The following is a 22,722-nucleotide window of genomic DNA, read 5'->3' as shown; positions in this document are numbered from 1 at the left end:
CTGACAACGGACATAAGGCGCGACAGAAGAATGCGCAACCATGACAAAGGGCGTGTGACGCCCTTTTAGTTACTCGCTGACGCGCTCGACGATGGCGCCGCAGCGGGTGAGCTTTTCTTCCAACCGCTCGAAGCCGCGATCGAGGTGATAAACGCGGGACACCATCGTCTCGCCTTCGGCGGCAAGGCCGGCGATGACGAGCGAAACGGACGCACGCAGGTCGGTCGCCATAACAGGCGCACCCTTCAGCCGCGGAACGCCTTCGATCTTCGCCGTTTGGCCCGACAGCGAGATCTTCGCGCCGAGACGCGCCAGTTCCTGCACGTGCATGAAGCGGTTTTCGAAAATCGTCTCGGTGACATGCGAGATGCCGGTCGAGCGCGTCATCAGCGCCATGAATTGCGCCTGCAGGTCGGTCGGGAAGCCCGGAAATGGATCGGTGACGATATCCACCGGCTTGATGCCGACGCCATTGCGGCGGATGCGCATGCCGTTGTTGGTCGGCGAGATCTCGGCACCCGAGCGGCGCAGCGTTTCGAGCGCCGTGTCGAGGAGCGCGACATCCGTGTTCTCGAGCGTAACATCGCCGCCGGCCATGGCGACGGCCATGGCGTAGGTGCCGGTCTCGATGCGATCGGGCAAAACGCGATGGCGCGCGCCGGAGAGCGATGTAACGCCCTCGATCGTGATCGTGCTGGTGCCGGCGCCGGAGATCTTGGCGCCCATGGCGATAAGGCAGTTGGCGAGATCGACGACCTCAGGCTCGCGGGCGGCGTTGCCAATGACCGTCGTTCCACGAGCAAGCGTCGCCGCCATCATCATGACGTGGGTCGCACCTACCGATACTTTCGGGAAAGTATAGCGGGCGCCGATCAGGCCGCCTTGCGGCGCCGTCGCGTTGATATAGCCGCCGTCGATCTCGAGGTTTGCACCAAGCGCGGTCAGGCCATCGAGGAAGAGGTCGACCGGACGCGTGCCGATGGCGCAGCCCCCCGGCAGCGAGACGCGGCACTGGCCTTCGCGGGCGAGCAGCGGACCGATGACCCAGAAGGAGGCGCGCATCTTGGACACCAACTCGTAAGGAGCGGTGGTATCGACAATGGTACGGCAGGTGAAGTGGATGGTGCGCGAATAGGCGTCTTCCTGACGCTCGCGGCGGCCGTTGACGGCAACGTCGACGCCATGATTGCCGAGGATGCGCATCAGGAGCTCGACATCGGCCAGATGCGGCACGTTTTCGAGCGTGAGTGTATCGCTGGTAAGCAGCGAGGCGATCATCAGCGGCAGGGCGGCATTCTTGGCGCCGGAAATCGGAATGATGCCGTTAAGCTCATTGCCGCCGACAATTCTAATACGATCCATGTGCGCTTACGGGCGATGCCCGCCTTTCTGAAAGGCTGTCTGAAAAAAGATGCGGGTGTTTAGACGAAATTAGCGGGAGCTTCAATTCGCCGTGAACCGAACATTACGATTCGTCCATTTTTGCGGCAGGCAGCCCATCCGTCTCGTCCGCCTGCCCGGATCGGCGCGCCCGGGTCTGCTGTTTGCGGCGGGACAAATTTTCTCGGAGCTTTTCGGCGGCGCGCTCGCGGCGCAGTTTCGCCTGGCGTTCGATCTCCGCCTTGCGGCTGTGCTGGCCTTTTTCGGTATTCTCGGTCATGCCGCAGGCTTACCTGAATTTGCGCCAATTCAAAAGTGGCCCGACCTCAATCTCTACAAAGATGGAAATTGCGGCTTGCGCTTATCATGAAGCTGTGGCAATAGGCCCCCCGTTCACGCAATGCAGCCGGTTCGGTTGCGCGTCTGGTCCTTGCTGCCGTAGCTCAGTGGTAGAGCACACCCTTGGTAAGGGTGAGGTCGGTGGTTCAATCCCACTCGGCAGCACCAGTTTTCCATTAAAAAAATCAAGAAATTGAGAGCCGCTTTTTTGTCTTCGATGGGCCACTTGCCCCCGCAAGATACACGAGGATCATCCATGCTTTTGTTTGATGCATTTCTGATCTGGAAAAAGGTAACCCATTCGATACGGCGCAGCCTCATCGGAAAGAAGAGGTTCCATTCAGAAAATGCTCGCTACGCATTCGAGACGATGCCTAAGAAAGTTCCACGCGTCGTATGGATGTATTGGGACAAGCCGCTGGATCAAGCGCCACCAATCGTCCGCTACGCTGTGGATTCCTGGATCAGGAAAAATCCATCCTGGAATGTGAATGTCCTGAGCGATGCAAACGTGGCCGAATTCGTCAGCGTGCCGCCTCATAAACCCGGTCGCAAAATTCAGTGGAGAGCAGATCTAATCAGGGTTGCCCTCCTAAGGGATCATGGCGGGGTTTGGGTGGACGCGACGACTTTCTGCGTCAAACCGTTGGACGAATGGCTGCCACCGCTAATGGAAAGTGGATTCTTCGCCGTTCCGGACAGTTATCCAGGTCGGACAATGGGGATTTCCTTTCTGGCCGCGGAGCCCCAAAATTATCTCGTGTGCAAGTGGTTCCGGTTGATGGTGAAATACTACTCAAAGCCCGGCAAGCTCCTGCATTACTTTTGGGTCATGTATCTTTTTGAGTACATTATAAGGACCGACCGCAGAGCACTCGCTATTTGGAAAGCTACCCCGAAGCTCTCATCGAAGGGTCCGATTCTTCTAAAGCGCATCCTCACGCAGCCGGATCTGTTGGAGCCTGTTCCGGACAACGTCGATACGACAGCGATACCGTGGCTGAAGATCAGCTCTGATACCAAGCTTAGCAACAAAGAGGTCTTGTCCGCCCTCGAAAACAACACCGATATTGACCTCCGGAAGGTCGCCGAAAGCGCGCTTCAAGATCGGCGGCGCGGAGGCCACGCATCATAACTGCACCTCGGTCCGGAGCCCTAACGCCCTGAGATTTCAGTTGAAACGCTCTGCGAGTGCTGCTTAATTGCCAGCAACCAGGAGGACGTCTCATGCGAAATGTGGTTCTAGCGGCTGTGCTTTTGCTGTCGTCCGCATCCTTTGCCGGCGCCGTCACCCAGATCAACGCCCGCGATCATACATGCGGCGAGATCGCGCAAATCATTCGCCAGGAGAAGAAGGTGTTCGTGCGCGTCGGCATCGGTGGCCGAAGCTTCCGTTACCCGCCGGCTCGCTGCGGGCCGGGCGACAAGCGTGAGACAACCAATCTGCGCGATGCCGAGGGAAAGCAGTGCCTGTTAGATTACGCCTGCGTCTACGATCCGGAATCGCTTTATAACTTCCGGTAGGTTCGTGGCGCGCAACGGCAGGTCGTTGGCTCGAAGACGAACGGCCTCAGCGTGATGTCAGGCGTCGAAGTGCCAGTCCTTCGTCGGACGACATGACAGATAATCGGATGCATCGAGATCCTGGATCATCTGCCTCAACGTTCGGACCGTCTCCTCAAATGCCGCAAGCTTCGCATCGGTGACGTCCACTTTGCTGCCGGTGGCGTCGTTGACCTCGAGCCATCGATATTCACCACGTCGCATCGATACGACCAGAGACACATATTTCTGGCATTCCGCGTTCAGCACATGCTTGAGGTCCTGCATCTCCGATCTCCAACGCTGACAGGGGGCGGCTTACGTTGAGGCTTTATGGTTGCACAAAGCGCAACATTCGGCCAGTTAAAAGTGCAAGCAACCGGTCTGCCGCCGCGCGAAGGGAGACCACGCCTTGCTGTGCAAAAGATCGTTAGACCCGGACGCCACGAATACAGCGGTCGACCCCGCACCAGTTTTCCCATTTGCGGGGTCTGAAAATATCGCTAAAATACCTTCAGCATGAGACCTTCTGCAGGAACAAGGGGGCTGATGCGCACGTTTTTGGCCTAAGCAATAGAGGAGCACGCCGATGGCCGCAGAGAGATGGAATGATCCTATCCACGTGGGATTTGAAAATACGGGCGCGCGCACCATCCTCGGTCCCCTGGACGCGCTGAAATACTTGGCAGACCTTTGGCCGAGTGCTCGCGGATTGCGTTATCTGAAGGCAAGAAGCACATGCAGAGCCGCTCTCGACGGCCGCAAGACGGTTGAGGAGGCCCGCGCTGAGTTCGTCGCGGCTGCAGAGGAAGCGAAGCTGAAGGTCCATTGATCAGCCTCATCCGCCGATCCGCGCAGATTTGACAACCTGTCTCAGAATAGGGCGATAGTTTATTTTTGGTTAACCCTTGGCGGCACTTGCTGTTATCAGCACGACAAAGCTGATTGCCATTCAGGCACGTCCCTCAATAGAACATCGACAGCCGTCATGATGATGGTCAGAGGCTCGTCACCCTCTGCGAAAGCAAACGAGCCTCGATTGCAATTAGCCGCCTCACGCCGGCTTTAGACGCCTTCTCCCGATCCTGTCCAACACTTTGCGCCCGAGCTTCTGGCCCGGCCCTTCGATACGCGTGAAACCGAGGTAAGCCAACGCATAGGCTAGCGGCAGAAGGGCGGCCACGACGATCGCGAACCGTACCGGCGCGGAAATCTCAGCCCCGAAATGCCTGATGATGAACGCGGCGATCGGCTGCAGCAGCAGCAAATGGATCAGGTAGACGCCGAACGAAAGTTCGCCGAGCCAATGACAGAAGCGATTTCCCATGACGGAAGAGACACGGTCGCCGAGCCGTCCGATGAGGCCAGGCAACAGGTGATAGTGCACCAGCGCGAAGAAGCCGATCACGAGAAGCACGCGGATGGCGACCTTCGTCGAGGTCATGTCCCCGCCAATCGGAATCATCACCAGAATGACGGCAAGCAAGCCGTTCATGATCGTTTGCCGCTGCGACACGAACAAGCCGTTGGCGATCAGCATGCCGCACAGGAAGACGTGCATCTTCAGCGGCAGGAAAGACGCCATAGGAAAATCGACATGCGCGGCCTGAATGGCCTTGGCGATGAGGAAGGCGGCAAGCGCAACAACGGCAGCGCCCGGCAGCCATCTGGTTCTCCGCAAAAGCAGCATCGCAAGCGGGAAGACTGCATAGAACTGCATCTCCAGCCCAAGACTCCAATCCGGCAGCGGCGTGCGGAACGCATAGGCAGGGTGCAGCCCGAAGACGAAGCTTGCATGAATGAAGAGATTGCGCAGGCTGCCATCCAGATAGCGCTCCGGCAATTGCGGGCCATGCGCGAGAAAGGTGTCAATGACCATGCGGCTCTCATAGAGCTGCGGCCCTAACAGCAGGGCGATGCACAGCATCACATAATAGAGCGGCGCGATGCGGAAGAAGCGCTTCAGCCAGAAGCCGAACCAGGTGGATGGCTTTTCCCAGGGATTAGCCGTCTCGCGCAACTGATAGTGAAAAACCATCAGGAAGCCGGACAGCATAATGAAGAGGTCAACGCCCAAATCCGGCGACGAAAGGATCGGAAGGTGCCAGCCTGTCAGTTGCAGGCTATGGCCCACGAGCACCCAAAGGGCGGCCAGGCCACGCAGGCCGTCGAGGCATCCGATCAGCTTGCTCTCAATGATCATCGGGTATCCTTCTGGTTGAGGCTCAGCTTCGCGGGAAGCTAACGCAATGTGCTGCAACGCACAACGCACAACCAGAAAAGTTGATCAGCCCTACCGAAGAGAGCGCGATCTTGGCTACTCTATTTCACAAGCGAAGCAGAGACGATCAACAGTGACCGTCGCTCTGCACTTCGAGGTAGCCGACGCCGATAATCGTGCCGTCAAAAGACCGAATGAAGGATGGAACATAATGCGTCGTCGGCCTGGTGCATGACACCGAACCGGTATATTCGTTCATCGCCATCTCATCCCGCGGCAGGGCGGAATAGTCGCTCGTGATCTCCAGCGAAGCCGAAGCTGGCGTGATGAAGGTCCCTATTGCCAGCGCAAAAGCCGGCACTCCCAGTCGAAGAAGTCTTCGCATGCGCCTCTCCCGTATTTTGATTACAAGCATTAACTAATGAAAAGCGTTTTTAGTTCCAGTGGCGCCGCTACTACTTTCGCACAGTTAACTCTTCGTATTTTCGATTAAGCTAAATTGTATGATTTTACATGCCGGTAGGTGGACGCTTCTATATGCGCAGCTACGTGCAGTATGCGCGCGCCAAAACTGATGAATTTACAGTATTATATGTGAGTAGCCCGGCTAACGTCGTAGCATCCGGCCGCAGACGTGCCCCTTGCCCACCACGTCTTCAGCGACCGCAATCGCCCGCTCGATATGGCCTTTATGCCGGACGAATCCCTCGAGAACGACGTAAGGTCCGAGGATCGACACGACGATTTCGCTGCTATCGATGTCATCGGCGGCGCTGAGGGCGCTTTCCACCGAGGCGCGGGTTGATGCGACGTCGTGGCCGTGCCCGCAGGCGTCGCCGTGACCTTCCGTCGTCTGAAATCGAAGCACCATGATCGCCTCCGAATGGCAAGAACCAGTCACTGACTAACGCCGGAGGGGAGGTTTAGTTGCGCCGCATCTATCTATACTTGGACGAACCTCACATAGGCCAGCAGGAGCTACTTGGCTTCTCGACCTAGAGGACCATATATACCCACGGTTTAGTGCGGGGTTGCAACGATGAAAATTCTGCTTCCGACAATTCTGTCGGTCGTGATGCTATCGGGCTGCGCCACGGACAGCTCGACCGAGGTACAGCCGATCCCGGGCAGCATCACCTATGGCGAGCAGCCGCGCACAAAGTTGACGAAATCCCCACCCGGCAGTGTCATCTACAATTCCTTCTACGACTCGACCGGCAGCAGGGTTAAGGAAACCTATATCCTCCAACCGGATCGCACCCTGAAGCTGACCCGACGTGTTATCGTACCCGATTACCCCTCACGAAACGGTTCTTGACAGCGGCGTCCTTCGAGAACATTCAAGGAACGTCGAATATTTCCGCGGTGCGATTCTCCGCCGAAGCAACCGGACGGCTGAATGTATCTTGAAAAGCTCAATCCCCAGCAGCGCGCGGCCGTCGAATACGGCACGCTCACTGAGGGCACCCATGTTGCTGGTCCACTGCTGGTCATCGCCGGCGCCGGTTCGGGCAAGACGAACACCCTCGCGCACCGTGTTGCGCATCTCATCGTCAAGGGCGCCGATCCACGCCGGATCCTGCTGATGACATTTTCGCGGCGCGCGGCCACCGAGATGGCCCGGCGTGTCGAGCGCATCTGCGCCCAGGTCCTCGGCGGCAATTCCGGCATCATGGCGGATGCCCTCGCCTGGAGCGGCACCTTTCACGGGATCGGGGCGCGGCTCCTGCGCGACTACGCGGAGCAGATCGGCATCGACCCCGCCTTCACAATCCATGATCGCGAAGACAGCGCAGATCTGATGAACCTCATCCGGCACGAGCTCGGCTTCTCGAAGATGGAGAGCCGATTTCCGACGAAAGGTACCTGCCTTGCGATCTACTCGCGCGTCGTCAATTCGGAAAGCGAACTCCGCCTCGTTCTGCGCGACGCGTTCCCGTGGTGCTCGGCCTGGGAAAATCAGCTACGGGAACTCTTCGGCGCCTATGTCGAAGCCAAGCAGAACCAGAACATTCTCGATTATGACGATCTGCTGCTCTACTGGGCGCAGATGGTCAGCGAGCCGATCATCGCGGACGATATCGGCAGCCGTTTCGACCATGTGCTGGTTGATGAATACCAGGATACGAACCGGTTGCAGGCCTCGATCCTGCTCGCATTGAAGCCCGGCGGACAAGGCCTGACTGTCGTTGGCGACGATGCGCAGTCGATCTATTCCTTTCGTGCGGCCACTGTGCGCAACATTCTCGACTTTCCGGCGGCATTCAGCCCCTCCGCAAACATCATCACGCTCGATCGCAACTACCGCTCGACGCAGCCGATCCTGGCGGCGGCGAACGCCGTCATCGATCTCGCCTCGGAGCGCTTCACCAAGAACCTCTGGACGGAGCGCCAATCGGCCCAGCGTCCAAAGCTTGTCACCGTGCGCGACGAGACCGACCAGGCGCGATACGTCGCCGATAAGGTGCTGGAGAACCGCGAGGAAGGCGTGAAGCTCAAGCAGCAGTCGGTGCTTTTCCGCGCATCGCATCACAGCGGCGCGCTGGAAGTCGAGCTGACCCGCCGCAACATTCCGTTCGTGAAATTCGGCGGGCTGAAATTCCTCGACAGCGCCCATGTGAAGGACATGCTGGCCGCTTTGCGCTTTGCCCAGAATCCGCGCGACCGCGTCGCCGGCTTCCGGTTGATGCAACTGCTCCCGGGCGTCGGACCCTCGACGGCGCAGCGCGTCATCGACCAGATGGCGGCGGATTCGAGCCCGATGCAGGTGCTTGCCGAACTGCCGGCCCCTCCCCGCTCCGGAGAGGATTGGACGGCCTTCGTTTCGATGCTGCAGGAGGTAAAGATAGGCAAGGCCGGCTGGCCGGCGGAGATCGGCCTCGTTCGCGAGTGGTATTCGCCGCATCTCGAACGCCTGCACGAGGACGCCTCGACCCGCCAGGCTGACCTGCTGCAACTGGAGCAGATCGCCAACGGCTATCCTTCCCGCGAGCGCTTCCTGACGGAACTGACGCTCGACCCACCGGATGCGACGAGCGACCAAGCCGGCGTACCGCTGCTCGACGAGGATTATCTGATCCTGTCGACGATCCATTCCGCCAAGGGACAGGAATGGACGAGAGTGTTCATGCTTAATGTCGTTGACGGCTGCATCCCGTCCGACCTTGCGGTCGGCACCAGCGCCGAGATCGAGGAAGAACGGCGACTTCTCTACGTCGCGATGACCCGCGCGAAGGACAATCTCGACCTCGTCGTGCCGCAGCGCTTCTTCACGCACGGCCAGAACGCGCAGGGCGACCGGCATGTCTACGCCTCGCGTACGCGCTTCATCCCGGCAACGCTGCTGCAGTTCTTCGAGGTGGTCGGCTGGCCGCAGGCCAGAGCCGGTGGCAGCGCCTCGCATCAGGCGCGACAGGTGCGCGTCGATGTCGGTGCGCGCATGCGCGGGATGTGGCGCTGAAGATTAGAGCGCGAGCGGTGGCTCAGCCGGCCGGAAGAAGGCATCAATGGCCGCCTGGTCGACCGCTTCCGGTGTCGCCGGCATCCAGTGTGGATTGCGATCCTTGTCGATAATGGCGGCGCGGATGCCCTCGTAGAAATCCGGGCTTTTCAATATTTGCTGGCAGGCGCCGAGTTCGCGGTTCAGGCACTCGGCAAGGTTTCTGCTTTGCCGGCCCTGGCGCAGCAGACGAAGAGCAATCTTAAGACTGGTCGGGGAGCGCGTCTCGATGATGCGCAGCGTTTCAGCGGCAAAATCGCCGGGCTCCCTTTGCAGCGCATGGATGATTTCCTCGACTGTGCCGAAATGAAAGCAACGTTCGATCAGGTCGCGGTTGCTTCTGATCGAGCTCGTCCCCGGATTGCTGGAAAGGTTTTTCAGCACCGCCTCGACGTCACGCTGCGCTGCGTTTCGCGGCAATTCCGCCAGCGTGTCGACGATGTCAGGCAGCCGGAAGGAAGCGATGTGGTGATCGGCCAATCCAGCATAGATGATATCTGCTGCGTCGATCGTCAGTCCCGTCAATCCCATCCACGTACCGGCCTCGCCCGGCGCACGCGGCAGCAGCCACGTCGCCCCGACATCCGGGAAATAGCCGATCCCGGTTTCCGGCATGGCAAGCTTGGTTCGTTCGGTCACGACACGGTGGCGCCCGTGCGATGAGAGACCGACGCCACCACCCATGGTGATGCCGTCCATCAGAGCGACATAGGGCTTGGGATAGGTCGCGATACGGTGATTCAGGCGAAACTCTTCGCGCCAGAAAGTCATGGCCAGATCGGTGCCGGCGCGGCCGCTTTCGTGCAGTGCGCGAATGTCGCCGCCGGCGCAGAAGCCGCGCTCCCCTTCCCCGGATACGATCACAGTGGCGACATTGGCGTCCGCTGCGAAGTCGTCCATTGCTGCGGCAAAGGCGCGGACCATGTCGAGTGTCAGGCTGTTCAGCGCACGCGGTCGATTGAGGCGGATGAGACCGGCCGAGGCGCGCCGTTCGACAATCACCTCACTCTGCTGAACCTCATCCCGCATGCTGACCTCCTCGCTTCCATGACACCGCTTCGCCGCAATTCGGGAACCTCGCTTGGAGTGAACCGGCATTGCCGCATGACGTCACCTTACCGCACTCGGCGGCATAGTCGATGGCCGCCGGCGGAGGTCGAGGATTGCATTGGGTCTCAGAACGACGCGGCGGCGAGCGCCCGGTGGAGGCTCTGTAGATCGTCGGCGTTGCGATTGAGCAGAAACTCTTCCCAGTCGAGCGCGCTTTGAACGATCGTCTCCAATGAATCGTGTGTCGGCTTCCAATCCAGAACGCGTTGGGCAAGCCGTGAGTCTGCGACAACGCTTGCGGCGTCGCCCGGACGCCTCGGCGCCATATGAACCTTGAAGGAGCGTCCGCGCAGACGGGTGACCATGTTAAGCACGTCGAGCACGGAATAGCCGGTGCCGTAGCCGCAATTGGCGACGAGCGAGCCGCTTCCACGGCGTAAATGCTGAAGCGCCTTCAGATGAGCCACGGTGAGATCGCTCACATGGATGTAGTCGCGCACGCCGGTACCGTCGTGAGTCGGGTAATCGATGCCGTAAACATGAACGCCGCTGCGTTTACCAAGCGCTGCCTCGCAGGCGACCTTGATCAGGTGCGTCGCGCCTGAAGTCGATTGACCGCTGCGTCCGAGCGGATCGGCGCCGGCGACGTTGAAGTAGCGCAGCGCCACATAGTCGAAGTCGTAGGCCGCCGCCGCGTCCCGCAGCATGAATTCCGTCATCAGCTTCGACTGGCCGTAGGGGTTCTCGGGATTGAGCGGCGCCGTCTCCTTGACCGGCTCGGACGTGTTCTGTGGCCCGTAGACGGCAGCCGTGGAGGAAAAGACGAAATGGCGAATGTTGACATTGATCGCAGCGCTCAACAGCGCCCGCGTCTTGCCGGAATTGTTGTCGTAATAGGCAAGCGGATCTGCAACGGATGCGGGCACGATCGCCGAACCGGCAAAGTGGATGATCGCTTCGATGTCGTTCTCGATGAAGATCGTCTTGAGAACCTGGGCATCGGCGACATCGCCGAGATAGAAACGCGCACCCGGAGCGACCGCCCAGCGAAAGCCAGTCGATAGATTGTCGAGGACAACGACGTCCTCCCCCGCATCCAGCAATGTCCAGACCATGTGGCTGCCGATATAGCCCGCCCCGCCCGTGACCAAAATTGCCATGTCCTGCATCTCCGCCTCATTTACGCGGGGTGCATCTGGCGCGGCTTTTCCTTACAGAATCTCCTATCGAATCCGGCTTCCAGGGTTTCAGCCCGGGTAAGTTTGATGGCGTGGTTAGAGGCCGATTTCGCGCTCTGCTACAATTTTATCGATCCGCCGTTTGAACAAGAAAGTGACCGCCCATGGCCCAAAACAGACATCTCCGCACCGTTCATACAAGGCGTTCCAGAAACACGCGTTCATAGCTCTTGAATGGCGGGGTTTTCCCATATCTTGAATTCGCCTCTATCGCTTCAGCGTCTCTGGCAACCTCTTCGCGATACAGAAAATAGGCGGCGTCATCCAGGAAAGTGAATCGCGCAACAGCAAGCGCACGAAGTTCATCCTTCCCTGTTCCTGGGAAGCTCAAGACTGCCCCAGCCGGGCCCTGACGAGAAATGAAGTATCCGTCGTGCGTCCCGCCGTAACGTTCAATCAGCTTCATCCAAGTCCGCGCGTAGCTTTTGAACTCACTAATCGCATCCGGGTCGATGTAATAGCGAACCTCGCAAATGACGGGGGTGTTGGACATTGGAGCTCCTCAGGACAACAGTGGACCGTTTACATGGCCTTTCGAAGAAGGCCAATCATCGAATGACGGCCGCTGGGGCCCAAAGTCGACGATCAGTCGGTCAATGACGATGGATTGTGCTTTCAGTTTTGCTTCCGCAACTCACCTCGGCGAGACGCGAAGAGTGCCGCGACATCAATCCTAAATGGTGCTACGCTTCTCCGCGGGTCGCTCCGATCCCCGGAGAAAAGGGCATGGGTAATTCTGAGGAAAGGCCTTCGTCCGCGTCATCGCGCGGCGGGGGTAGGGTCATTGCGGACGAAGTCCGTCGATCTCCTGCTCTCGCGCTTATTGTTTTCGTGCCCGTTGTTATTCTCCTGGAACGGATCGTGCCCGATGCGCATACGCTGCTGTTCCTCGTTTCAGTGGTGGCGATTGTGCCTTTGGCCGCGCTCCTCAGCCGCGCAACCGAAGCCATTGCCGCCAGGACCGGAGACGCTGTCGGCGGCCTGCTAAACGCCACCCTCGGGAATCTGACCGAACTTGTGATCTCGCTTGCGGCTCTTCAGGCCGGGCAATACCTATTGGTCAAGGCGTCCCTGGCAGGCGCGATTGTGACCAATACCCTATTCATGCTCGGAGGTGCATTTTTCCTTGGAGGTCTCAAGCATCACGTCCAGGAATTCAATCGCATCAACGCACGCTTTCAGGCCTGTCTTCTATTCCTTGCAACAATCGCCATTCTGGTTCCATCGTTGATTAGTGAAGTGGACCAGCCTCCTGCCCTGCATGTCTCTCAAGACCTCAGCCTGGGCTTGGCGGTTCTTCTCATCGTGGTCTATGCGCTCGGTATGCTGTTTTCATTGAGGACACACCGGGAGCTTTTCGCCAGCGTCGGCCACGCGGATGAAGACGAAAAACCTTGGCCGCTCGGGCTCAGCGTCATCCTGTTGATCGTCGTTACGCTATTGGTCGCGATGGTGAGCGAGATCTTCGTCAGTTCGGTACAAGTCGCGGCAGAGCACCTTGGAATGACACCCGCCTTCGTCGGTTTCATCGTCGTAGCCTTGGTGGGCGCAGCCGCGGAGATGACCACCGCCTTTTCGGCCGCCCGTGCAAATCGCCTCGATCTCAGCGTCGGGATCGCACTGGGCAGTGCAGCCCAGATTGCCCTCTTTGTCGCGCCGGTCCTGGTGCTCGTCAGCTATTTCGTCGGCCCAGAACCGATGACCCTTCAGTTTTGGCGGGGCGCGGTCACGATGATGATCGTTGCCACGATAGCAGCAACCCTCTTGTCCAATGGCGGGCGTGGAGCATGGTATGCCGGGGTCATGGCCCTTGCGCTCTATGCCATTTTTGCATTCACGTTGTTTGTCTTGCCTCCTGCAAATCCGTCTTGATGTATGCGCACTGAGCAACTGGCATAAGACGCCAGGTGCGTGGTCATCCGCGCCTCGGACCTCGGGCATGCGGTTCGACAGCACTGCAAGGGAGGCATGGCGACGCACCATACGAACTGAGAGGGAGAAGGCATGGCGGAAAGCTCCAGGGTTCAATCGAAGCGAATGAGACGACTGTTCTTTGCCGCGCTGTTCCAGCAGGTTCGCATATTATGGCCAGTCATCTCCGGGATTCTTGTCATCATGATTGGCTTCGGCGCGGTCATCGGCCAGATCGAAGACTGGCGATTCGGTGAAACGGTGTATTTCACTTTCGTCACGGGACTGACGATCGGCTACGGTGATCTTGCGCCGAAGCATACCTTGGCGCGGATACTGGCGTTGGTGATCGGCTTTTCCGGCATCGTCCTGACTGGCCTGGTCGCGGCCGTCAGCGTGAAAGCGCTCGACGCGGCGGACCGCGAAAGCCGGACGGAATGAAGCCTCCTCCGGCAGTTTTGTGGTGTCGGCTTCCGCAAACTCTGAGACTTCGGCACTGGTAAATCTTATCGACGCGCCGTCTTCAGACGCCGACGCTCTCGATTGCCGAGGCTGCCGCCGGTGTCTTGAGGCGCAAGCCGAGAACCATCGGCACACTGATCGCGTAAACGACGACGACCGATAGCCAGATGGCACCGGGCCATTGCTCTCTGACGACGAAGTAGAAGCTCGAGAAAGCCAGCGGCCCAACGATCGACGCCAGACTCACGGCGGATGCCAGCACGCCCTGGAACTGGCCTTGCTGGCTCTCGTCGACCTGCCGGGTCGCCAGCGATTGCAAAGCCGGCACGCCAATGCCGCCGAGAGCGAAAACCGGCATGATCGCGAAGATCATCCAGCTTTGGGTCGCGAAAGCCATGACGATCAGTGCAATGCAGACGCCGGCAACGCCCGTCAGAACGGCGGCGCGTTCACCGACCAGCTTCACGATTGGCCCCGGGAGGAACGCCTGGGCGAGCGTCTGGCAGACGCCGAAGGTGCCGAGTGAAAGGCCAATCCAAAGCCCGTTCCATTGGAATGTGTCGCTACCCCAGAGGGCCCAGCATGTGCCGTAGGCCTCCCCGGTGGCGCTGAAGACGAAAAAGATGAAGATGATGGGCAACACGCTCCTCACCGAAAACACCCAGCGCAGTGGTCGAAGGGGATTGAGTGCGCTCAAGTCGATCTTCTCGCGGGTCGGCATGTGTGACTCCGGTAGCACCAAGAACGCCAGCAGGAGATTGCAGGCGTTCAGCACCGCCGCCGCGATGAACGGCAGCCGCAGCCAATGGTCGCCAAGGGCACCGCCGAGGATAGGACCGATGATGAAGCCGATGCCGAACATGGCGTTGAACAAGCCGAAGCGACGGGCGCGCATGTGTTCAGGAGAAATGTCGGTGATGTAGGCGGTAGCCACGGACATGTTGGCGCTTGTCAGGCCCGCGATCGCGCGGCCGAGCAGCAGCATCCAGAGATTGGATGCAAACGCCAGGAACGAGTAGTTGATGGCTGCGCCAGCAAGGGAAATCAGCAGCACCGGTCGACGGCCGAGCCTATCGCTAAGGGCGCCAAGCACCGGCGCAAAAATGAACTGCATGACCGCGTAGAGAGCGGTCATTGTGCCTATGTAGGGCGCCACGCCCCTGGAATGAGTGACCTCCTGCAGCAACGAAGGCAGAATCGGAAAGATGAGGCCGATGCCGACGGCATCGAGGACAATGGCGGTAAAGATGATAATGAGTGGTCTGTTCATGGGCGTGTTCCGATCGACGCAAGCGTGCAGCGTCGCCGCGAGGCGCCTGAGGCTTGCGGTGGTTGGGCCTGACGCGACGTCAGGCATTGCTTTTTGGAAAACGCTGGCCGAACCATGCTTCAAAAGCGCATGGCTGGCGTGTACTCGGCCACCTGGACGACTATTCGTCCACCTGTTTACTCCGCTGTTGACGGATCAAGGGAAGCGGCCGCTTTGCGCGATAATCGCCAATTACACCCGACGATCGCAGACGACAAGTCACTTTTTGCCAATGACGAACGAACCGGTGGCGGGTCGCTGACGCCCTCAGCGCCGTCGAAGGAATTCCGTAAGGTCTTCCCACAGGATCACAAGCCCAATGACAAGTAGTCCGCCGGGAACGAGATAATACAGGATTCTAACGGGATAGACGGTGAAGAACAGCAGGTACAGAAGACCGTAGATCCCGGCGACCACCAGAACCGTGCCCAAAACGAGGGAAATTATCTTCCTCACCAAGACGCCCCCTCACTAAACCCCTAAGGGAATTGCTACACCAAACATGCCCAAGCTGTATAGCAGAACGACGTCACCGTCGTTCGGAACGCCTCGACGAGACGACGAGGTATTCAGCGCAGGACGCCGTCCTCGCGGTCATTCTAGGCGTGCTCCGTACGCGCAGCTGATGCTTCCCGGCGATACATTCATCTGCAATCGGGCCCGAAGCGGACCTGCTCTCACAACTCCATGACCATCTCGTGCCAGGCCATGCAGCCATGATCTGACGCGGAGGGCTTGATGTAGCGGTAGCCCATTTTCGCGTAAAGCGACACATGCTTGTCCTTGCACATGAGGTATCGTCTCCTTCCCCACCTCCCTCATCTGTTCGATGAAGCGCTGCATGAGGAGCTTCGAATAGCCCTTTCCCTGCGCGGACGGATCAACGACGACGGACATGATAACAACGTTCGGAGCTTCAGGATCATGACCGACCAACCAGTTCCTTAAACTCTTCGTCGGACATCACGACGTGGAACGCGCAGCCGCTGTTGATGAAACCAACGATTTCTTCGTCGGCTTCCAGGATAAGAAACCCCCGAGGGTACTCCGCAATTCGTTTGACGATCCTTTCTAATGGCGCGGCTTCGTCGCCTTCGTAAGCCGAGGTTTCGATTTGAAAGCATCGGAGGGCGTCATCAGGTGCTGGTTGGCGGAAACATAAAGTGGTCACTGGCTAATCCTTGTGGTGTCCCGAGCCTAAATCACAGCGCATCCATGCTTGCGCTGCATTGTTTGCATGCCATAATGTAATACATGCATTCTGCCCTGCGTCGACTAGATCTCAATCTTCTCATCGCCTTCGACGCCCTGATCCGGAATCGGAGCGTCCTCGCTGCTGCCGACGAGATTGGCATGAGCCCATCGGCATTCAGCCACGCGCTTGGACGATTGCGCACCGCGTTGTCGGACGAACTCTTTGTCCGATTTGGAAATGCTATGCAGCCGACGACCTATGCGGTTGAACTGGCTGAGAGCGTTCGGGAAGCCCTGCGGATCCTCTCCGATGGACTGGCTGGAGCACAGATGTTCGACCCGGCGACGAGTGCTCAAACCTTCATTTTTGCTGCCACAGATTTTACCGCCTTTGCTGTCCTTCCGCGCCTGATCGCATTATTGGACAAGGCTGCGCCGGATCTGCGAACCAAGGTCGTCTATTCGACGCGAGCCCAGGCCTTTGACGATCTATCCGCAGGCCGCGTCGATTTCTCACTCGGATTTTCAGAGGATGCATTGCGAGCCGAAGGCGTCGAAGCCTTCGACTGTTTCGAGGACGACTATGTCGTGGCGGCGCGGCAGGCTCATAGCAGGATCGAGGAGACGCTGTCCTTAGAGGATTATCTACGAGAAAAGCATGTCGTCGTCACACCGTGGAGCGAATCGTCCAGCGTCGTGAACGCGGCGCTACTCCGCCAAGGATACCGTCGGGAGGTTGTCGTCGAGCTTCCAAGCCTCTTGGCGGCACCGTTCATCGTCGGGAGAACCGATCATCTGATAACGCTGCCCAAGCTTGCGGCGATGCAGATGGCGGAGGCGGCATCTCTGAGAATATTTCCGGCACCATTCGAAGTTGCGCCTTACACCCTGCGCGTTTTCTTCCATTCGAGGCATGCTGGAACGTCGGCGCATCGATGGATGCGAGATCAACTGCAGAATTTGGCGAAACAGATGCGATTAGGGTTGATGCGATGACCGCTGTTGGGACAGACGCCTCTATCGGATCCTCTGAGTTCGCGTGGTGGCTTTGGCGCACAATCGCGCAAACTCCCAATGGAGCCGGGCACCGGACCGCACTAAAGCTTCAGGATGTAATCGCACAACCTGTCCGCCGCCATCCGGATCTGGGCCGGATCGCGCAGGAAGCAGGCGCGCAGGAAGAGCTCGCCGCCCGGGCCGAAGGCCGCACCCGGCGCTAGCCCGACACCTGTCTTGTCGACAATGTCGATCGCTGCCTTGCGGCTGTCGGTCACCCCATCGATCTTCAGAAAGGCGTAGAGCGCGCCATCCGGCTTCAGCGTTTCGACGCGGTTCGTCGCAATCAGCGCGTCGCAAAGGATGTCGCGGGAACGCCTGGCCTTTTCAATGTTGGACTGCACGAACGCGTCGCCGTCGTTCAAGGCGGCGACCGCCCCCCGTTGCATGAACTGCGCCACGCCCGAGGTCGAATACTGGATGAGGTTCTCGAGCACCTGGCCGGTCTGCGGTGGGGCAACGATCCAGCCGACGCGCCAGCCGGTCATCGACCAGTTCTTCGAGAAGGAGTTGACGAACATGACCTTGTTGTCCGGCTCCATAATGTCGAGGAAAGACGGCGCGCGACCGCCGGCAAAGTAATAGCGCGCGTAGATCTCGTCAGCCATGATCCAGAGGTCATGCTTGCGCGCGAGCGCGAGGATATCTGCCAGATCGTCCCTGGTTGCTGTCCAGCCGGTCGGGTTGGACGGCGTGTTGATGAACAGCCCCTTCGTCCTCGGCGTGATCGCCGCCGCGATACGATCGAGATCGACTGACCACCTGCCGCCCTCGAACGTCAGCTGCACGCCGACCGAACGGGCGCCGGCAATTTCCAGGGCGGCCGCTATGTTCGGCCAGGCGGGCGTCAGATAGACGAGCTCGTCACCTGGCGAAGTCAATGCCTGCACGGAGATCTGGATCGCCTGCATGCCGGAACCGGTGACGTAAAAATGCTCGACCGGCAGGGTCACGTCGAAATGCCTGGCGTAGTAGTCCGAGAGCGCCTGACGCAGTTCGGGAATGCCGCGCTGGTAGGTATAGAAGGTCTCGCCGCCCGCAAGCGCGTCAATTGCCGCCTTGTTGATGAACTCCGGCGTCGGCAGATCGCCCTCGCCGACCCAAAGCGGCAGAAGGCCATCGCGGCCACGGGCATAGTTGACGACTTCGACGATCCCGCTTTCAGGTGCCATAACGGCGCGCGGGCTAAGGCTGCTGACAATCGACATGCATCACTCCGGTTTGCGCCTACATAAAGCAAAGACGTTCGGAAATCTCATGACAATCGGTGAAGCCGCATCGATTTTTGTGATGATTGATCCCGCCGAAACGGTAGGATCGATCCTCAACTCATGCCGGGCGCTTGGCCAGCAGGTCGCGGATTTCCGTCAGCAACGCGACATCGGCCGGCGGCGCAGCGGCCTCCTCCTTCGCCTGCTTGATCTTCAGCTGCTTGTCGACCTGCTTCTGCAGCGTATTCACGCCCTTGACCATCAGGAAGATGATCCAGGCAAGGATGAGGAAGTTGATGAGAACCGTGATGAAGCTGCCATAAGCGAGCACCGCTCCCTGCTGGCGAGCGGCGGCCAGGGTCTGCGCGTTGACATTGGAGGACAGGCCGATGAAGTAGTTCGAAAAGTCGAAGCCGCCAAAGACGGCGCCGACGATCGGCATGATCACATCGTCGACCAGCGACTTCACGATACCGCCAAAGGCACCGCCGATGATGACACCGACAGCAAGGTCCATGACGTTGCCGCGGGCGATAAATGCTTTGAACTCACTGAGCATCCGATCCGTCTCCCTCTGATGCAGTCTCATTGACAGGTCATTGTTTTCATTAGCTACATCTTCGATGCAATTAATCAATTGGCGATAATCAATTATCGACAGCCTTCGAACGTCTTTGACTTAAGGCCTAGAGCCCGCCCGATGTTCAAACTTTGGGAATTGCCTTAGTCTTGGTGCTCCGTGAGGACCGGCGCGTGGTGCCGGTGGAGGTTCGATGCTGCCAGGTTGGGTCATAATTGCATCCGCGTTCGGCTATCTGCTCCTGCTTTTCGCAGTGGCGAGCCATGGCGACCGCAGACGGCGAATGTTCGGTACGCCGGCCGGCGGCCGCCCGGCCGTCTATGCGCTCAGCCTCGCGATCTACTGCACATCCTGGACCTATTTCGGCAGCGTCGGGCTGGCATCGCAGCGCGGGCTGGAATTCCTCGGCATCTATATCGGCCCCATCCTCGTCTTCACGCTCGGCATGCCCGTGCTGCGACGGATCACCGAGCTTGCCAAAGCCGAGAAGCTGACGTCGGTTGCCGATTTCATTTCCGCGCGCTACGGCAAGAACCCCGCGGTCGCGACCATCGTGGCGCTGATCTCGCTGGTCGGCGCCATCCCCTATATCGCGCTGCAGCTGAAATCGGTGTCGAGCACCATGACGGCGATGCTCAACCCGTCGGACTACGGCATCGGCAGCGGCAATCTCTATTTTCTCGACCTGCCGCTGCTCGTGACGCTCGTGCTGGCCTGCTTCGCAATCATGTTCGGCACACGCCATACGGATGCGACGGAGCACCAGGATGGATTGATCCTCGCCGTCGCCATGGAGTCCGTGGTCAAGCTTTTTGCCTTTCTCACGGCCGGCATCTGCGTGATCTGGTTCCTGTTCGACGGTCCTCTCGACCTCTGGCAAAAGGCGAGCGAAAACCAGCTTGTGCTCTCGGCTGTGCACTACAAGACGCCGATCAGCCGCTGGATCGCGCTGACGCTGCTATCGGCCTTCGCGATCATCATGCTGCCGCGACAATTCCACGTCACGGTTGTCGAGAACAGAACCGCACGGGAACTTCGGCTCGCCGGCTTCCTCTTCCCTCTCTATCTGATAGTCATCAATCTCTTCGTACTGCCGGTGGCAATCGGTGGCCTGCTGACCTTCGGCGGCAGCGGCAGTGCCGACCTCTACGTGCTTTCGCTACCGCTCGCGGGGCCGATGCCCGTCGTCTCGCTGATTACCTTCATCGGCGGCTTTTCGGCGGCGACGGCCATGGTGATCGTCGCGTCCGTCGCGCTCTCGATCATGGTGTCGAACGACATCATCATGCCGATCTTCCTGCACCGGAAGCTGACCGATCGCACAGGGCAGCGCAGCGACTTCGCCAAGACGCTGCTCAACATACGGCGCAGCGCGATCTTCGCCGTGCTGCTGCTCGGCTACGCCTATTATCGCTCAACCGACAGCACAGCGGGGCTCGCCTCGATCGGCTTGCTCTCCTTCGCCGCGATTGCGCAGATGGCCCCTGCCCTGTTCGGCGGCCTGGTCTGGCGGCGGGCCAATGCACGCGGCGCCATCCTGGGGCTCACGTCGGGTTTCGTGATCTGGGTCTACCTGCTGTTCCTGCCTTCGCTTGGCGGGCCGGACTATTCGGGCGTCGCAAGCGCCGTTCTCGGCTTCATCTTTCCGGGTACGACGGTCTTCACTGGCAACGCTGCCGATCCGCTGGTCAACGCCACGGTGATGAGCCTGCTTGTCAACACGGCCTTCTTCATTATCGGTTCGGTGACCCGTAATGCACGACCGCTCGAACGCATCCAGGCCGGAATCTTCGTCAAGCGGCAATCCCGCTCGCAGTTTGCCACGCGCGGCTGGAAGACCCGTATCAGCGTCGGCGATTTGAAGGCGACGGTCTCCCGCTATCTTGGCGAAGAGCGCATGGAGCGCTCGTTCCAGACCTATCAGCAAAATTCTGGCCGCGATCTGGAAGATGATCAGCCGGCCGACATGGCGCTGATCCACTTTACCGAACAGCTGCTCGGCAGCGCCATCGGGTCCTCGTCCGCCCGGCTCGTCTTGTCGCTGATCCTCCAGAAGGTGGAGGACGCCTCCGCCGATACCGCCTGGCTGCTCGACCAGGCGAGCGAGGCACTGCAATATAACCAGGACATGCTGCAGACTGCGCTTTCGCAGATGGACCAGGGCATCGCGGTGTTCGACAGCTCGAACAACCTGACGATCTGGAACCGGCGTTTCCGGCAATTGCTTGATCTGCCGGAGAATACTGGACAAGTCGGCTTCCCGCTGGCCGACATCGTGGCGATCCTCAGCCAGCGCGGCGACATTGCGGCCGGCGACGTCAACCAGACAGTCCGGCATTTCCTGACGCTGGACAAGCCCTTCGCGCTGGTGCTTGGCGGTGGCGAGCGCATCATCGAAGTGCGATCCAATGCCATGCCTGATAAGGGCATCGTTGCGACTTTCACCGACATCACCCAGCGGGTCGCCGCCGACCGGGCATTGAAGCAGGCGAATGAAACGCTGGAACAGCGCGTCGTCGAGCGCACGGCAGAGCTCACCCGCGTCAACCACGAACTCGGCGAGGCGCGGGCTGCGGCTGACGAGGCCAATCTCGGCAAGACACGGTTCTTCGCCGCCGCCGGCCACGACATCCTGCAACCGCTCAATGCCGCCCGGCTCTATTCCTCGGCGCTGGTCGAGCGCATGGGCCAATCCGAAAGCAGCGCCATCGTCCGCAATATCGATTCCGCGCTGGAATCGGTCGAGACCATCCTTGGCGCCGTGCTCGATATTTCGCGGCTCGATACCGGGGCCATGCGGCCACGCCTCGCCTCCGTGCCCCTCTCCGATCTGCTGGAGCGTATCCAGACCGATTTCGCACCGATCGCCCGCGAGAAAAGGCTGAAGCTGGTGGTGATGCCGACCTCGCTGCGGGTTCGCTCCGACCCCAACCTGCTGCGCCGCCTCGTGCAAAATCTGGTCTCCAACGCGATCAAATACACGATCGACGGCAAGGTGCTGGTCGGTGCGCGCCGGCGCGGACACCAGGTCGTCATTCAGGTGATGGATTCGGGGATCGGAATTCCGCCGTCGAAGTTCCGGACCGTCTTCAAGGAATTCGCCCGCCTCGACGAAGGCGCCAAAACAGCCTCGGGGCTCGGCCTTGGCCTTTCAATCGTCGATCGCATCGCGCGCGTCCTCAACCATCCGGTGGAATTGCACTCGACACACGGCAAGGGCACGGATTTCCGCATCATCATGCCGCGCGACGCGTCGCGACTTCCCGAGCGGTTGGGTGTTGCTCAAACGGTGGAACATTCAGCGCAGAACCTCAAGGGGCTGAAGGTCCTCTGCGTCGACAACGAACTGCATATTTTGGAAGGTATGCAGCTCCTGATCAGCGGCTGGGGCTGCGAAGTTCGATGCCTGGGCTCGCTGGCAGAGATCGACGCACTCGATGCGCGCCAGGCGCCGCCCGACCTTGTTATCGCGGACTATCACCTTGGCGACGGCACCGGCGTTTCGGCCATCCTGACGCTCCGAGAGCGGTTCATGGCGTTCATTCCAGCGCTGATCGTCACCGCGGATCGCACGCCGGAAGTCCGCGCCGAAGTCGAGCGGCACGGCATCGGCCTCCAGCACAAACCGGTCCGCCCGGCGGCGCTGAGGGCCTACATTACGCAGATTTCCGCTCAGAAGCGTGCAGCGGCGGAGTGACATTCCCGTCCGTCGTCAGGACCCCGGGATCGC

The 22,722-nt window shown here is 59.6% G+C and carries 23 protein-coding genes and 1 tRNA gene; 10 read left to right on the top strand and 14 right to left on the bottom strand.

The window, feature by feature from the left end; all coding sequences use genetic code 11:
• Nucleotides 1–69: 69 nt before the first annotated feature.
• Nucleotides 70–1,362: a UDP-N-acetylglucosamine 1-carboxyvinyltransferase gene (gene murA / locus ATY80_RS05155; protein WP_088691336.1), complete on the bottom strand. Its 1,293-nt coding sequence runs from the start codon at nt 1,360–1,362 to the stop codon at nt 70–72.
• Between the two features lie 103 nt (nt 1,363–1,465).
• Entirely contained in the window at nt 1,466–1,660 is a 195-nt protein-coding gene (locus ATY80_RS05150) for a hypothetical protein (RefSeq protein WP_088691335.1), read from the bottom strand.
• A gap of 152 nt (nt 1,661–1,812) precedes the next feature.
• Between ATY80_RS05150 and ATY80_RS05145 the strand changes: the two genes are divergently transcribed.
• The 3 genes from ATY80_RS05145 (at nt 1,813) to ATY80_RS05135 (ending at nt 3,243) form a co-directional block, all read left to right on the top strand.
• Nucleotides 1,813–1,887 (top strand) — tRNA-Thr (locus ATY80_RS05145).
• A gap of 88 nt (nt 1,888–1,975) precedes the next feature.
• Nucleotides 1,976–2,854, top strand: coding sequence for a capsular polysaccharide synthesis protein (locus tag ATY80_RS05140; protein WP_088691334.1), 879 nt, complete (start codon nt 1,976–1,978; stop codon nt 2,852–2,854).
• Nucleotides 2,855–2,946: 92 nt separating this feature from the next.
• Complete coding sequence (locus ATY80_RS05135; protein WP_088691333.1) at nt 2,947–3,243, top strand: hypothetical protein; 297 nt, start codon at nt 2,947–2,949, stop codon at nt 3,241–3,243.
• Nucleotides 3,244–3,300: 57 nt separating this feature from the next.
• Here the strand turns inward: ATY80_RS05135 and ATY80_RS05130 are convergent, their stop codons facing one another.
• Nucleotides 3,301–3,549: a hypothetical protein gene (locus tag ATY80_RS05130; RefSeq protein WP_088691332.1), complete on the bottom strand. Its 249-nt coding sequence runs from the start codon at nt 3,547–3,549 to the stop codon at nt 3,301–3,303.
• Nucleotides 3,550–3,850: 301 nt separating this feature from the next.
• Between ATY80_RS05130 and ATY80_RS05125 the strand changes: the two genes are divergently transcribed.
• Complete coding sequence (locus ATY80_RS05125; protein WP_088691331.1) at nt 3,851–4,093, top strand: DUF982 domain-containing protein; 243 nt, start codon at nt 3,851–3,853, stop codon at nt 4,091–4,093.
• A gap of 222 nt (nt 4,094–4,315) precedes the next feature.
• Here the strand turns inward: ATY80_RS05125 and ATY80_RS05120 are convergent, their stop codons facing one another.
• The 3 genes from ATY80_RS05120 to ATY80_RS05110 all read right to left on the bottom strand — a co-directional run bounded on the left by ATY80_RS05120 (nt 4,316) and on the right by ATY80_RS05110 (nt 6,353).
• The gene (locus ATY80_RS05120; protein WP_088691330.1) at nt 4,316–5,464 is read right to left on the bottom strand and encodes an acyltransferase; all 1,149 of its coding nucleotides are present in this window, start codon (nt 5,462–5,464) and stop codon (nt 4,316–4,318) included.
• A 145-nt stretch (nt 5,465–5,609) separates the two neighbouring features.
• On the bottom strand, nt 5,610–5,867 hold the full coding sequence (locus ATY80_RS05115) for a hypothetical protein (RefSeq protein ID WP_088691329.1): 258 nt from the start codon (nt 5,865–5,867) through the stop codon (nt 5,610–5,612).
• A gap of 222 nt (nt 5,868–6,089) precedes the next feature.
• Nucleotides 6,090–6,353: a BON domain-containing protein gene (locus ATY80_RS05110; RefSeq protein ID WP_088691328.1), complete on the bottom strand. Its 264-nt coding sequence runs from the start codon at nt 6,351–6,353 to the stop codon at nt 6,090–6,092.
• Between the two features lie 168 nt (nt 6,354–6,521).
• On the opposite strand from ATY80_RS05110, the gene ATY80_RS05105 reads away from it, so the two are divergent.
• Nucleotides 6,522–6,800, top strand: coding sequence for a hypothetical protein (locus tag ATY80_RS05105; protein ID WP_088691327.1), 279 nt, complete (start codon nt 6,522–6,524; stop codon nt 6,798–6,800).
• Nucleotides 6,801–6,881: 81 nt separating this feature from the next.
• A complete protein-coding gene (locus tag ATY80_RS05100) occupies nt 6,882–8,942 on the top strand; it encodes an ATP-dependent helicase (RefSeq protein WP_088691326.1) in 2,061 nt (686 codons plus the stop codon).
• A gap of 3 nt (nt 8,943–8,945) precedes the next feature.
• Here ATY80_RS05100 and ATY80_RS05095 read toward each other — a convergent pair whose 3' ends face one another.
• The 3 genes from ATY80_RS05095 to ATY80_RS05085 all read right to left on the bottom strand — a co-directional run bounded on the left by ATY80_RS05095 (nt 8,946) and on the right by ATY80_RS05085 (nt 11,762).
• Entirely contained in the window at nt 8,946–10,010 is a 1,065-nt protein-coding gene (locus ATY80_RS05095; protein WP_088691325.1) for an enoyl-CoA hydratase/isomerase family protein, read from the bottom strand.
• Between the two features lie 146 nt (nt 10,011–10,156).
• Nucleotides 10,157–11,191, bottom strand: a complete 1,035-nt coding sequence (gene galE, locus ATY80_RS05090; RefSeq protein WP_088691503.1) for a UDP-glucose 4-epimerase GalE — start codon at nt 11,189–11,191, stop codon at nt 10,157–10,159.
• Nucleotides 11,192–11,402: 211 nt separating this feature from the next.
• On the bottom strand, nt 11,403–11,762 hold the full coding sequence (locus tag ATY80_RS05085) for an NIPSNAP family protein (RefSeq protein WP_088691324.1): 360 nt from the start codon (nt 11,760–11,762) through the stop codon (nt 11,403–11,405).
• Between the two features lie 233 nt (nt 11,763–11,995).
• On the opposite strand from ATY80_RS05085, the gene cax reads away from it, so the two are divergent.
• Both cax and ATY80_RS05075 read left to right on the top strand, forming a co-directional pair.
• Nucleotides 11,996–13,141 carry a calcium/proton exchanger gene (gene cax / locus ATY80_RS05080; protein ID WP_088691323.1) on the top strand — a complete coding sequence of 382 codons (1,146 nt, stop codon included), beginning with the start codon at nt 11,996–11,998 and terminating at the stop codon, nt 13,139–13,141.
• Between the two features lie 165 nt (nt 13,142–13,306).
• Nucleotides 13,307–13,621 (top strand): potassium channel family protein, encoded by a 315-nt coding sequence (locus ATY80_RS05075; protein ID WP_088691502.1) that lies wholly within the window; start codon nt 13,307–13,309, stop codon nt 13,619–13,621.
• Nucleotides 13,622–13,703: 82 nt separating this feature from the next.
• Here ATY80_RS05075 and ATY80_RS05070 read toward each other — a convergent pair whose 3' ends face one another.
• From ATY80_RS05070 to ATY80_RS29205, 3 genes are all read right to left on the bottom strand, one after another.
• On the bottom strand, nt 13,704–14,912 hold the full coding sequence (locus ATY80_RS05070) for a TCR/Tet family MFS transporter (RefSeq protein WP_088691322.1): 1,209 nt from the start codon (nt 14,910–14,912) through the stop codon (nt 13,704–13,706).
• A 306-nt stretch (nt 14,913–15,218) separates the two neighbouring features.
• Nucleotides 15,219–15,407, bottom strand: a complete 189-nt coding sequence (locus ATY80_RS05065; RefSeq protein ID WP_245306755.1) for a hypothetical protein — start codon at nt 15,405–15,407, stop codon at nt 15,219–15,221.
• A 466-nt stretch (nt 15,408–15,873) separates the two neighbouring features.
• The gene (locus ATY80_RS29205; protein ID WP_210190810.1) at nt 15,874–16,122 is read right to left on the bottom strand and encodes a hypothetical protein; all 249 of its coding nucleotides are present in this window, start codon (nt 16,120–16,122) and stop codon (nt 15,874–15,876) included.
• Nucleotides 16,123–16,205: 83 nt separating this feature from the next.
• On the opposite strand from ATY80_RS29205, the gene ATY80_RS05055 reads away from it, so the two are divergent.
• Nucleotides 16,206–17,141: a LysR substrate-binding domain-containing protein gene (locus ATY80_RS05055; protein WP_088691320.1), complete on the top strand. Its 936-nt coding sequence runs from the start codon at nt 16,206–16,208 to the stop codon at nt 17,139–17,141.
• A gap of 101 nt (nt 17,142–17,242) precedes the next feature.
• Here ATY80_RS05055 and ATY80_RS05050 read toward each other — a convergent pair whose 3' ends face one another.
• Together ATY80_RS05050 and mscL are read right to left on the bottom strand one after the other, a co-directional pair.
• Nucleotides 17,243–18,409, bottom strand: coding sequence for a pyridoxal phosphate-dependent aminotransferase (locus ATY80_RS05050; RefSeq protein ID WP_088691319.1), 1,167 nt, complete (start codon nt 18,407–18,409; stop codon nt 17,243–17,245).
• Nucleotides 18,410–18,530: 121 nt separating this feature from the next.
• Nucleotides 18,531–18,971, bottom strand: a complete 441-nt coding sequence (gene mscL / locus ATY80_RS05045) for a large conductance mechanosensitive channel protein MscL (RefSeq protein ID WP_088691318.1) — start codon at nt 18,969–18,971, stop codon at nt 18,531–18,533.
• Nucleotides 18,972–19,185: 214 nt separating this feature from the next.
• Between mscL and ATY80_RS05040 the strand changes: the two genes are divergently transcribed.
• On the top strand, nt 19,186–22,689 hold the full coding sequence (locus ATY80_RS05040; protein ID WP_088691317.1) for a PAS-domain containing protein: 3,504 nt from the start codon (nt 19,186–19,188) through the stop codon (nt 22,687–22,689).
• The last annotated feature ends 33 nt before the right edge of the window (nt 22,690–22,722 follow it).

Source organism: Rhizobium sp. R711 (genome assembly GCF_002211365.1).
In the GTDB taxonomy this organism is placed as follows: Bacteria; Pseudomonadota; Alphaproteobacteria; order Rhizobiales; family Rhizobiaceae; genus Rhizobium.
This window is presented reverse-complemented; position numbering and strand designations above follow the sequence as displayed.